This is a genomic window from Paucidesulfovibrio gracilis DSM 16080 (genome assembly GCF_900167125.1).
GTDB lineage: Bacteria > Desulfobacterota > Desulfovibrionia > Desulfovibrionales > Desulfovibrionaceae > Paucidesulfovibrio > Paucidesulfovibrio gracilis.
Genome location: NZ_FUYC01000010.1, coordinates 34,572 through 47,084, shown reverse-complemented (window position 1 = coordinate 47,084; position 12,513 = coordinate 34,572). Strand labels below are relative to the sequence as shown.

Below are 12,513 nucleotides of genomic sequence, written 5' to 3'. Positions count from 1 at the left end.
AACAACCCTACAGCGCGCCCTTGCGCCGCAGAACCACGAAAAGCGTTTTCCAGATGATGAAAAGATCGTCCAAAAAACGCCAATTGTCGATATATTGCAGGTCCAGACGGACCACTTCATCAAAATCGTTGATCTTGTTCCGGCCGGAAATCTGCCAAAGCCCCGTGATTCCTGGCTTCATGCTCATACGGCGATAATGCCAATCCTCGTACCGCTCCACCTCATCCAGAGTGGGCGGCCGCGTACCCACCACGCTCATCTCCCGACGGAGCACGTTCATGAACTGGGGCAGCTCGTCCAGGGAGGTGCGCCGCAGGAACGCCCCCACCCGCGTGATGCGGGGGTCGTGCTCCAGCTTGAACATCTGCCCGTCCTTGCCGCCCATGAGATTGCCCTGCCGGAGTTCAGCCTTGCGCGCCTCCGCATCGACATACATGCTCCGAAATTTATACATCTGAAAAATGCGCCGGTTCTGCCCCACCCGGGGCTGGCGAAAAAGCACCGGTCCCGGCGAATCCCATTTAATGGCCAACGCCACAAACGGATAGACCAGCACAAAAAGGCAAAATCCCACAATGCCAACCAAGTAGTCCACCACTGTTTTATAAAACAGTCCGCTGGCATTGATGCGCACCGCGTTCCAGGACAGCGTGGGAATGCCCTGAATGCGTTCCACGGAAAGGGGCATGGGATCTTGCGGATCATACATGGACGGCACCACGCGATAGGAAAGCCCGAGCCGTCGGCACTCCTCGATCATGGGAGCCAGATTCCCATCGCGAGGCAACACGAAAACCACCTCGTCCACGCTGTGCGACCGAACCACCGCGTCAAAATCCGCCACCACGCCTAAATCCGGCACGTCATAGCAGGCATTGGCCGCGTGCGGATCCGGTTTCAGACAGCCCACCACCTCATGCCCCCAGCTGCGCTGCTGCCCCAAGGCCTGCACCATGGCCTGGGCGCGTTCGTCCGACCCCACCACCAGCACCTGTCGGCGGTTGAAGCCCCGTCTGGCCCGACGATCCATATAGACATCAAGCAGGGCGCGGGCCACGAAGAGCGACACGTACAGCAACGCCGCGTAGATGAGCAGAAAAAGCCGGCCGATGTCGTCGTACTTGAGGGCAAACAACGCCACGAACAGGGCGGCGAAATCCACGGTCACCACCACGGCCAGCCGCCAGGCCAGGTTGAACAGGGAGCCGGGCCGCCGGTCGCTGTACAGCCCCATACGACCGATCATGAAGGAATTCACAAACATGAGAAACAAAATGATGCCCACCAGGGCCGAACCGTCCGCCCGCCAGAGGTAGCCGCTGACCAGCCAGCGCAGGTAGGCCGCCAGATACCCGCAGGCAATGACGACCGCCCCCTCCACGAGGATCATGAACGAAATAACGATATGCACCTGTTGGGCGAACACGCGGCTATACTCCCTCAACGTCCCGGCAGATAGGGTCGCAACTCGCGGAACAAATCCGCAGTAAATCGGTCCAGCAACTCTTGGCCCTGCTCGGGCGACTGGTGGGGTTGGAGATACAATTCCACCCGGATCAACGCTCCGTCCGACCGGCCCATGCGCAGAGAGTCCACAACCAGCCAGAGCTTGTTCAGCCATTCACTGGTGATGACCCGGCCCCGCTGCTGGAACCAAAAGTTTGAAATAACCGTGGCCCCCGGCTTTTGGAGCAGCAGCCGCACCACGGGGAATCCCCGGCCGTTTTCGGGCGCCGGGGGCAGGGTCCGTCGGGAAACCAGATCCCAGCCGCCGCCCAGCAAACAGGACGTCGGCGCATGCGCCGTGTGCTCCGTGGTCTGCCGTGCATAGTATGAAACCATGAGATGCAGCCCGTTGCCGGTGTGCTCGTTGCGGTAATTGGCGGTCACGTAGTCGTCGGCCCAGAGTTGATCCAGGATCTCCTGCTCCAGATAAAAGCGCTTTCCCTGCCAGTCTCCCACGCGCAGCGGGAAGGTGGCGAAGGTTTCACGCGGGGGCGCACTCTGCCGATGCAGCAACAGCTCTCCGGCACCCGCGGCCGCCAGCAGGATCATACCGCCCACCAACAACCGTGGCCACACGTTCGGATGCATATGGCAGAAGCGCGCTCCCGGCTCCGTTTGCCGGAGCCGACCATCACGGCTGTCGGGCCGGAGCAGCACGCTGGCCACCCCAAGCAGGCCGATGGAAACCATGTAGACCAGCCAACCGGAAAAATCGTGCAAAAATCCCTGCCCAAACTCGGGGGAGACATAGGCCACCAGAACGCCGGTCATGGCAATGCGCAAGGCATTGGCGAGGATGGTCACAGGCACGGCCAAAACCGTCAGCAGTGCGCGTTTCCACAATTGGGAATGGAAAAACCAGCCCAGTACCAGCCCCATGAGAACGGCGGGCATGAGATACCGCAGTCCGCTGCACGCATCCACCACCTGCAGCTTGGTCACGCCCATGTCGATGATGTTCCCGTCCGCAAAGGCCGGGATGCGCAGCAACTCCAAAAAACGGACGGAAAGCTCCGTGGAAAGCAGGCGCAGGCGAAAAGTGAGCAGCCGGTTGATGAAGGCGGGCAGGGGGACGGCAAAGGCCAACACCAGCAGGGGAAACCAGATCCGCCGCAGGATGGCGAATCCACCGGCCGCGGCGAGCAGGGCGGCCACGGCAAGCCACATGCCTCCGTAGACCAGGGTTTCCAACGAGCCGAGCACACCGGTCAAAAAAAATACGGCCAGTACCAGATGCAGCACAGGCGAAGCCAATGGGCTGCCGGACGGACAGAGCGGGAAATACCGATCCCGCCCCTGGTAGAGCATATACAGAAAAATCGGCGGCACAAGCCAACAATAGGAATTATCCTCGCCACCCCAACGCCAAATCAGGCCGGACAGATGCGGGCCGAACAGCACGGCCGCGCACACGAACCAGAACCCCAACGCCAGCAGCAGCGGTCGATAGGCACGCAGTTTTTCCATTCACTCTGCATATCTGATTTTGTTCGGCAAGACCAGTCGGGCGTGCAGGCAATGAAATCCAAGCCCAACACGGCCAAAGGCAAAGCATGAGCGTGTTCGCGGCACACCGGCAGGGCATCCGCTCAACGCACGTATCCCTTTTGCTCCAGCAACAGCAAAATCTTGCGCGCCGCATCCTCAGGGGCAAGGCCCGCCGTGTCCAGGGCCAAATCCGCATGCTGCGGCGGCTCGAACGGGTCGTCCACGCCGGTGACGCCCTTTTTCAACCCGGCCTTGGCCTTGGCGTACAGCCCCTTGCGGTCCCGGGCCTCGCAGGTGGCCAGTGAGGTGGAGACATGCACCTCCACATAGCCGCCGTACTGGGAAATCAATTCCCGATTGGCCCGGCGCGCCTCTTCATAGGGAGCAATGGGCGCGCAGATGGCGATGCCCCGATTCTTGACGATTTCCGAGGCCACAAAGCCGATGCGGGTGACGTTGAGCACGCGGTGCTCCCGGCTGAACCCCAGTTCGCTGGAAAGATTGCGGCGCACGATGTCCCCGTCGAGAAGCGTTACCGGACGGGTACCCTGCTCCATGAACCGGACGTACAGAATTTTCGCCAAAGTGGATTTGCCCGCGCCGGAAAGCCCGGTAAAAAAAACGCACAGCCCCTGCTCGTGGCGTGGGGGATGGGCGCGCCGCATCTCGTCCAACACCTCGGGAAAGGTGAACCAGGAGGGGATTTCCCGGCCATGCTCCAACAGGATATCCAGCTCCTCGGACGTGGGCGGCGTTTCCACCTCGTCCAATGAGGTATCCTGCGCCGGAACAAAGCATTTTTTGCGGGAATGGAACCGCAACGCATCCGAAGGGACCGGCTCCACCCCGGATTCCGGGGCATATTTTTCCAACAGGTCAAACACGGCGCCCGGCGCGTAGGCCCGGCCACCGTTGAGCGGACGCGGTTCTCCCTGGTCCGGCTCCACGAGAAAATGCGTGCATCCGCAGGAACGCAGAGTCAGCGCCTGAAAAAGCGCTTCACGCGGTCCCGCCCCGCGGCAGGCCAGGGGCAGCAGCCCCAATTCGGCCAAGCCTTCGGGCAGATGCTCGTAAAAGGCACGATGACACCGAACCTTGTGGAAGTGGTCCGCATCCACCAAAAACGGCTGGTCCGCGGCAGGCAGCAACAACAGCCCCGCGTCCGCCCGACGCGCCGCACGCAGCAGGATTTCCCGGTCCACGCGATGCAAGGCGCCGTGTGGATGCGCCCCGAGCACCCTGGCCCAGCCCTGCCGCTGCATCACAGCCCGCCATTCCTCGGGCGAACGGCGCAGGTCCATGGAATCGTGGTGCATGGGCAAGTGCAATCCCAGGATCGTTCCGCCCGCGTACCAAGCGCCGGTTTCTTCAAAAAAACGCCGGACCCCGGCATGAACCGAGGCATCGTCCGTACCGAATACGGCCCGGGCTTCGGCCCGTTTGTCCGGCTGCCACAAATCCTCCACCTCAAGCACAGCCAGGGGAAAACCTTCCTGGTCGTTGAGCACCAGGCGGCCTCCCGGCTCCAGCTTTTCTGCCAACGTCGCGGAAAAATCCAGACACACGGGCAAAGGAATCAGGGAGCCGTCAGGCAGATGCATGCTTTCCAGCACACTCTGGTACTGTGTTTGGTTCATGTAGCCGGAGAGCGGGGCAAAAGCGCCCTGCATGAGCAATTCCAGATCGCAAAGCGCCCGGCGCCCCAAATTCAGATACGGCAGTTGCGGCAGAGCAGCACGCAGTTCGCGCACTTCGGCATCAGGAAGTAAGACAGATGACGGCATGGGGATCCCCCGGGGTTGCTGATCCGGTAACGTGCCAACAGGCGTGGCTTCGGCACTTCGATAGCAGGCTCCCCCTTGCCAGGCAAGCGTGCTCAAGCGTACCGCACGGCCGGCAATGTCATTGGACACCGGCAGGGGAAAAACGTTCCATTCTTTCCACGAAAAACGTTCCAGCCTACGGATTGGGAATCTCCGCCAAGGCCGGAACGTTTCGCGGCAACCGCCACGGCGGGGCTGCCCTCAGCCCTCTGCTACCATTCGTCGGGCATCTGCCAACGAATGCCCATGAACACCTTGTTGCGGTCGTAACTTGTATCGGCCTTGCGATCCTCCACAAGCTCGTAGCTGTATCCCACTTCCCAGGTCCAATGCTCATCCAGGGCATATTCATAGGTGGGGCGCAAGCGATAGTACACGGAATCGCGGTCCCGGATGGTGCCGTCGGACTGGGCCAGGGTCATGAGCGCCTCAAACCGCAGATGGCTGCGCTCGGAGAGCAGATATTTTTCCCAAAGGCGGAACCGGTCGCGGGTCAGGGTTTCACCGCTCAGGCCCACGGTGTTGTCGCGGGAATATTCCACGTATCCATCGGAACGGGGATAATCCCACGCCAGGCGCGTGGATCCGATATATCCGTCACCGTCTTTGTCTACTTGCAACGCGGGCCGATCCACCTGGGTGTTGCTGCGCACGTATCCACCGGTAAAGCTCCAGGTCCAGATCTCGTCGATGTCGTATTCAAACCCGGCGGTAAGGGACTGATCGGTATACTCGCCGTCCCCGTCCGCGTATTCGTTGTCATACAAGGTGCCGCCCACGCCCAAACGGGTGCGGAACCGTTCGGTCCAGATGTAGGTCCAGTCCGCGCTGTAATTGTGCACATCGTAGTCCACGAACTCGTCACGGTCATACATCGTGGTTCCGAACCCGTAGTTCAGGCCCACGAGGTTGCGCTCGGTGACCACAAACTCCAGACGGGTGGAACCGTTGAAACGGCGACGCCCGGTCTTACGCGTGGTCTCGGCCAGCTCCTCGGCCACCTTGTTGATGGTGTAGTCGGTTTCGTAGGAGCCGTTCACATCCAGGCGCACCCGCTCATGCAGCTGATTGCGGGAGGAAAGGGAATAGTCCTGCTCGGTGCGGTCCAGGTTGTCATTGTCGTGCAACCGATACAGAGACACGGAGGCCTCAAGGCGGTTCTTGCTCCGCTCGGTGTTCACATCCACTTGCAGGGCGGGACGCAACCGGTGTTCCACGTCCCCGTCCTTGGTATTGTTCAGGTTGTCGTCATATTGGATACGGTAGCCAACTTTGGGCGTGACGATGACCTGAGCGCTCTGGGCCAGGGCCGATCCGGCGACCATACCCAGCGCTGCCAACAGGATCGTCAACGAGGTCAGAACGCGAAATTGCACGACAAAACTCCTTTCGTTATTACGGCACCACAATGGTATCGTTGGGCCGGAGCAGCACGTTCTGGTACATATCCGAACCCAGGGAAACATCGGTGTAGTCGTATTCGTAGACCTTTTGCTCGGGACCGATGCCACGCACCAGCAGTATGTTGGCGTCGTCGGCAAAGGGGTTGAACCCACCCGCCAAGGCCAGCGCCTGGGTCACGGTCATGGGATGCGGCATGAGATAGACCCCGGGCCGATTCACCTTGCCGATGACGTAGACCTTGGGACTGTTGATCTCCACGATCATCACGCTCACGGGAGTATCCGAAAGGAATTTGGCGTAACGGCGGTCCACCTCGCTACGGATGTCCTCCACGGTCCGCCCCTGGCAGAGCACCTCGCCCACGAGCGGCAGGGAGACATATCCGTCGGGCCGAACCATGACCTGACGGGTCAACGATTCATCCCCCCAGACAAACACTTCCAACACATCCTCGGCGCCGACATGGTAGCCGCCAGGGGCCACGGTCTCGAACATCCGCCGCAGATCCTCGGAATCCCCGGCCTGGGCGGACGGTCCCATGACGGCCCCGCCAAGACTTACGACACACAGCAAAAGCAACACGATGCGTTTCATACTTCCTCCTGGTCCTTGCACTTTTGGGCATGGGGCCGCCGTCGGAACGACGCATCGTCCGGGCGCAAGCCTTGCCGCCGGATGGAGGGAAGCAATTTACGTGCCTACTTTTCCAACACAAGATATCTACAGAATCTCTAAAACCGCTTTACACGATAGACGGATATGTATATTAGATGATTATGGGTAAAATACGGACTGCATTTTTTGCCCAGACACAGGAACACCCTCTCCCCACAGTACGTAAGCTCACCTTTTTCCTGTTTCCTGTTTTTATGGAACGCCTTTTGCTAAGGCATCACGGGGTGAAAGGCTGGCCATTGGTTCGTGTTGAAATCACACAAGAACTGAGGTGCTTCCTGAAACAAGCCACTTAACTTTCAGGGAAAATCCGTAAAGGCCACATTTGACTGCAACCCCAAGGTGCCGCCGATCGCGTTGCCAGAATTTTGACAGAAGCCCGGATTCTCCATGCCAGAAGCAAGGAAACCTGAGGCTGGTGCCAGGAAACGATCGGAATCATTATACCAAAATAATGGTTCCCAGAACAAAGCCGGAACCGCATTCCGGCGCGGGGTGGGAGTATGGAATTTCAAAACGATCTGCAATTTTACCTGCGCGTGTTCAAGCGCAGAAAATGGCAATGCCTTGTACCGGCGGTGGGGGCCATGGTCATCTGTGCCATGCTCGCGCTTTTTCTGCCGTCCATCTACCGCTCGCAAGGGCTGATCCTCATTGAAACGCAGGACATCCCCGAAGACCTGGTGCAGACCACGGTCACCGGACTCATCGAGGAACGGCTCGAAGCCCTGAACCGGACCATGCTCAGCCGCTCCCGCCTGGTGGACATCATCGAGCAGTTCGACCTCTACTCCGCGGAGCGCGGACGGCAGTCCATGAGCGAAATCATCGCCAAGATGCGCGACAACATCCAGGTGGAAATGGTCACCACCGAGGTGCACGACGCCGAACGCGCCCGTTCGGGTACCGCCACCTACGCCTTCACGCTCTCCTTTGACGGGAAAAACCCGGACAAAGTGCTCCAGGTTACCAACCGGCTTGTGTCCCTGTACCTGGAAGCCAACATCAAAAGCCGCGAGCACCAGACCCGCTCGGCCTTTGAGTACCTGGAGGGCCGCCTGGAAAACCTGGACGCCCAAATTTCCGACGTGGAACGCCGCATCGGTGAATTCAAGGAAGAAAACAAATTCTACCTTCCCGAGCTGATGCCCGTGAACATCCGCCTGCTGGACAGGGTGGAGGGCAACCTGCGCTTCAAGGAAGACGACCTGGAAAAAAACCTCACCAAGCAGCAATACTGGACCGGGGAGCTGGCGGCCAAGCCCCAGTATATCCAGGTCCGCACCACGGGGGGCCAGCGTCTGATCACCCCGGAAGAAGAACTGGACCGCATGCGGCGTGACCTGGTGGCGCTCAAAGCCACCAAGTCCGCGGACCACCCCGACGTGATCACCCTGCAAAAACAAGTGGACGCCCTGGAAGAACAGGTCAAATACCGGCAGGACATGGAAGAATATTCCACCGAGCTGGAACAAAAGGAAAACGAACTGGCCATGCTCCTGAAGACCTATACGCCCGAGCATCCGGACGTACGCCGTCTCCAGGCCGAGGTGGACCAGCTCCACGCGGACATCGACTCCCTTTCCGAGCGATTCCTGATCAAGCCCAAACACAAGGAAATGGAGCTGAACCCCCAGTGGGTCCAGGCCAAAAACGAACTGGAAAGCACCAAGATCAACGTTGCGCGCCTGCGCCGCGATGTCGAGGGACTCCTGGAACAACGCGAGGAAATCCAGCACCGCATCGACACCGCTCCCCAGGTGGAAGTGCAGTACAACATCCTGGTTTCCGAACTGGATACCCTGACCACGGAACGGGACGAGCTGCTCAAGCGCATGCTGGCCGCCAAGGAATCCAAGGGACTGGAAGAATCCGGCCTGGGCGAACAATTCACCCTGGTGGATCCGCCCGTGCTGCCGGATAAGCCCCACAGCCCGAACCGCCCCCTGCTCTTTGCCCTGGGATTTGTGCTCTCCCTGACCCTGGGAGCGGGCATCGGCTTCACCGGCCACCTGCTGGACCGCACCGTGCATGATGCGGATGAGTTGAGCGCGATCACGGGAATGCCCGTGCTGGCCGTCATCCCCGTCCTGGGCGAGGGACCGGCGCTGACGAGAATGCAGACCTTCCGAAAACGATTGCTGCCGGTCATCATCCTGGCCGCGGCCGCGGGGCTGCTGCTCTTCCACTTCCTTGTGGAACCGCTGCACCTGCTCGTTATGCGTTTGGTCCAGAACCTCTTCTAGCCGGACGGCGGAAGCGCGAACGACCGCCGGACCCAAACGGGTTCGAGGCGGCACGATCTCTGAGAGGACGATATGAACAAACTCGCCAAGGCCATGTTAAAGGCCGTTGAAACCGATACGCTGCAACCAGCAAGCCGCACCGGAAAACGGGGCGGCAGCTCCAAAACCGTCAAGCTGAACAAGGCGCACATGGCCAGGAACATGGTCATCGGCGGCATCAGCGACCCGGCCGTGCTGGACCACTACAACCTGTTGCGCACCCAGGTGCTGCAACGCACACGCGGCGAAAACAAGAACGTGATCATGGTCACCTCGGCCATGCCGGGCGAAGGCTCGTCGCTCACGGCCGTGAACCTAGCCATCAGCATCGCCCGGGAGTTGAACCGCTTCTCCCTGCTGGTGGATACCCACCTGCGCAATCCCGTGGTGGACAAATACTTCGGCATCTCCACCAAACGCGGACTCTCCGACTATCTCATGGACGATGCGCCCATCTCCGATCTGATGGTCCGCACAGACCTGGACAAGCTGGCCCTGCTTCCGGTGGGACGCACCATCGCGGGTTCCACCGAGATTCTCGGCTCCCCGAAAATGCGCACCCTCGTGCAGGAGATGAAAGACCGCTACCCGGACCGCTACGTGATCTTCAACTGCCCGCCGCTGCTCCGCGTACCGGACGCTCTGGTCTTTTCCTCCTACGTGGACCAGATTCTCCTGGTGGTGGAGGCGGGCCGGACCACCACGCGACAAATCACCCACGCCCTGGACCTGCTCGAACGAGACAAGGTGCTGGGCACGGTCCTGAACAAGGCCCGGGAAACCGTGTAGCCAAGGACGGGCAAGACCATGTACAATCAATTTTTCGGATTCGAGGAAAAGCCCTTCGCCCTTGCGGCCAGTCCCAAGTACCTCTACCTGGGTAAAAGCCACAAGGCTGCGCTGACCTTCCTCAAGTACGGTCTGGTGGACCGCAGCGGCCTGATCCTCATGTCCGGGGAAGTGGGCGCGGGCAAGACCACCCTCAGCCGGTATCTGCTGGACAAACTCCGGCAGGTCAACGCCCTGGAAGTCATCGAGATTCCCAACACCACCCTGGTGGAAGACTCTCTGGTAAACTCCATCCTTCAGGAATTGGGCGTCCGCCTGGAAGGAGGCGAAACAGCCGCCACCCAGGTGCGCATCCTCAACGAGTACCTGCTGCGGCAGCAACGGCGCGACAAGCGCGTCCTCCTGGTGCTGGACGAGGCCCAAAGCCTGCCGGACCGGACCCTTGAGGAAGTCCGCATGATCTCCAACCTCCAGTCCGGGGAGGACATCCTCCTGCAAATCCTGCTCATCGGACAAAACGAACTGCGTCGGCGCATCATGGAGCCGAGCAAGACCTATCTGGCCCAACGCATCGCCGTTTCCTGCCACCTGGCCTCGCTCCGCCCCGAGGAAGCCCGGCCCTACATCGAGCACCGCCTTTCCGTGGCCGGACATCCCAAGCCCTCGTCCCTGTTCTCGGACGATGCCGTGGAAGCCATCCATTCGGCTTCGGGCGGCGTCCCCCGGGTCATGAACATTCTCTGCAACCTCTCCTTGATCTACGCCTTTGCCGACGCCAAATCCTCCATTGACGGGCACATCGCCCAGGAAATCATCCGGGATAAGGCCAAGGACGGCATTTTGCTGACCTCCTCGGGCAAGCTCATGGGACCGGAACAGCCCGCCCCGAGCGCGGAAGTGGAGGCATTGCGGAACAGGATCGACCGGCTGGAACAGGCCGTGCGCCACCTCACACGGCAACTCTCGCGGCAAAAGGCCGTGGCCGGGCAGGTCTGAGTCCATGCCCGTCCGCACCGGCACCCCCCCGGCGTTCCCGCGGCAACCTGGCGCGGCCGCCCCCCGCAGAACCCTGACCATCCGCCGGGTGGTCACGGTCTATGTGGGCGTGGTGCTGGCGATTCTCACGGGCTTTTTGTACGCCGGATTCGGCCTGGACGGATTCCGCGACAACATCCTCACGGTGGCGCTGCTTTACGGCTGCATCGGCCTGTTCACCCTGGTGGTCAACCCGGCGGCCGTGCTGGGCGTGATCTTTGCGTTCTTTCCCTTTTCCTATCAAATCTTCAAGGTTGAAGTAGGCATCATCACCTTCAACCCCTATTCCGCGGGTCTCTTGCTCTTTGCCGGCATTGCCGTGCTGCGGCTGATTTTTCAGCGCGCCCGGCTCAAGCTGACCCTCACGGACCTTTTTCTTGCCGGGGTCTGCGTAGTCTATTTCATCGGCACCCTGCGCAGTCCGGACGTGGTGGACAGCGGCTTTCTAGCCTTCAACTTCCTGTTCCAGCCCGTGGTGGCCTACTATGTGCTGCGGGTCATGATCACCAATGAAGAGGAATACCGTTCCCTGCTGCGCTACATGGTGCTCGGCATGCTCGGATTCGCGGTCATGGCCGTGGCCTTCTGGCTGCAAACCGGGCAACGGGCCATTCCCCTGGGAACCCCGGCCATCAGTACCGCCACGCTCATGGCCTTCGGCGCGTGCCTGGTCATGGGCAGCGACGTGGTGCCGCGCAAGCTGCGCATCCCCCTGGCCCTGCTCTGCGTGGCCGCCATGTTCCTGACCTTTTCCCGCGTATTCCTGGTACTCTCGGTGCTCACGCCCTTCTGCTACCTGCTGATCAAGAAGGGCAAGGCCATCACGCTGTTCGTGGCCTTTTTCGGCGCCTCCCTGCTGGCCACTTTCATGCTGATCATCTACGCCCAGTTCATCGAGCCGGACCAGACCATTTTCACGGCTGAGGAATACCGCACGGAGCAGCGGCTCACCAACGTGGAAAACTGGAAGGACGCACTTTACGGCCGCGTGGCCCAGTTCCAATCCGGCCTGAGTAATTTTTTGGAACACCCCTTCCTGGGCCTGGGACTGTATCGCGGTCCCCAGGTCATCACCCAGCACAACTTCCACGTGGAATGGCTGGAATACAGCGGAGTGGTGGGCTACGCGCTCTATCTGTTTTTTCTCCTCAGCCACGCCGCCCGCATGAACCGATTCGCCCCCCTGGACCATCCCATCCGCTGGCAGCTTCTGGCCACCCTGCTCGTGCTCAACAACTGCCTCTTCAACGGCATCATGCACGGATTCATGCCCCATGTCGTGTTCATTTGCATGGGACTCAGCGAGGCCCGCTCACGGTTTCCGCATCTCCGGGAGCAAGCGGCATCCGAACGTGCCGAAGAATCCCGAAGTCCTGGCCCGAAGCCCGAACCGCTTTCCACGCCGGACCGCTTCGTCGTGCAGAAGGAAACCGGCGAGGAATTATACCGCCGCTATTTTTCATCCTGATCCGCGCCCACGGCTTGCCAAGGGCGGCGGCCCTCCGTAT

At 60.5% G+C, this 12,513-nt stretch carries 9 protein-coding genes; 4 read left to right on the top strand and 5 right to left on the bottom strand.

Going from position 1 to position 12,513, the window contains the following annotated elements; all coding sequences use genetic code 11:
- Positions 1-7: 7 nt before the first annotated feature.
- From B5D49_RS10405 to B5D49_RS10385, 5 genes are all read right to left on the bottom strand, one after another.
- Positions 8-1,426, bottom strand: coding sequence for a sugar transferase (locus B5D49_RS10405; RefSeq protein ID WP_078717633.1), 1,419 nt, complete (start codon positions 1,424-1,426; stop codon positions 8-10).
- A 14-nt stretch (positions 1,427-1,440) separates the two neighbouring features.
- Complete coding sequence (xrtD, locus tag B5D49_RS10400) at positions 1,441-2,973, bottom strand: VPLPA-CTERM-specific exosortase XrtD (protein ID WP_078717632.1); 1,533 nt, start codon at positions 2,971-2,973, stop codon at positions 1,441-1,443.
- A 122-nt stretch (positions 2,974-3,095) separates the two neighbouring features.
- The gene (gene cysC, locus B5D49_RS10395) at positions 3,096-4,778 is read right to left on the bottom strand and encodes an adenylyl-sulfate kinase (protein WP_078717631.1); all 1,683 of its coding nucleotides are present in this window, start codon (positions 4,776-4,778) and stop codon (positions 3,096-3,098) included.
- A gap of 251 nt (positions 4,779-5,029) precedes the next feature.
- Positions 5,030-6,193 carry a hypothetical protein gene (locus B5D49_RS10390; RefSeq protein WP_078717630.1) on the bottom strand — a complete coding sequence of 388 codons (1,164 nt, stop codon included), beginning with the start codon at positions 6,191-6,193 and terminating at the stop codon, positions 5,030-5,032.
- 19 nt (positions 6,194-6,212) lie between these two features.
- On the bottom strand, positions 6,213-6,815 hold the full coding sequence (locus B5D49_RS10385; protein ID WP_078717629.1) for a polysaccharide biosynthesis/export family protein: 603 nt from the start codon (positions 6,813-6,815) through the stop codon (positions 6,213-6,215).
- Between the two features lie 584 nt (positions 6,816-7,399).
- Here B5D49_RS10385 and B5D49_RS10375 point away from each other — a divergent pair.
- From B5D49_RS10375 to B5D49_RS10360, 4 genes are all read left to right on the top strand, one after another.
- Entirely contained in the window at positions 7,400-9,142 is a 1,743-nt protein-coding gene (locus B5D49_RS10375) for a GumC family protein (RefSeq protein WP_078717627.1), read from the top strand.
- 72 nt (positions 9,143-9,214) lie between these two features.
- Entirely contained in the window at positions 9,215-9,970 is a 756-nt protein-coding gene (locus B5D49_RS10370) for a polysaccharide biosynthesis tyrosine autokinase (RefSeq protein ID WP_078717626.1), read from the top strand.
- An 18-nt stretch (positions 9,971-9,988) separates the two neighbouring features.
- Positions 9,989-10,966, top strand: a complete 978-nt coding sequence (locus B5D49_RS10365; protein WP_078717625.1) for an ExeA family protein — start codon at positions 9,989-9,991, stop codon at positions 10,964-10,966.
- Between the two features lie 4 nt (positions 10,967-10,970).
- The gene (locus tag B5D49_RS10360) at positions 10,971-12,473 is read left to right on the top strand and encodes an O-antigen ligase family protein (RefSeq protein ID WP_078717624.1); all 1,503 of its coding nucleotides are present in this window, start codon (positions 10,971-10,973) and stop codon (positions 12,471-12,473) included.
- The last annotated feature ends 40 nt before the right edge of the window (positions 12,474-12,513 follow it).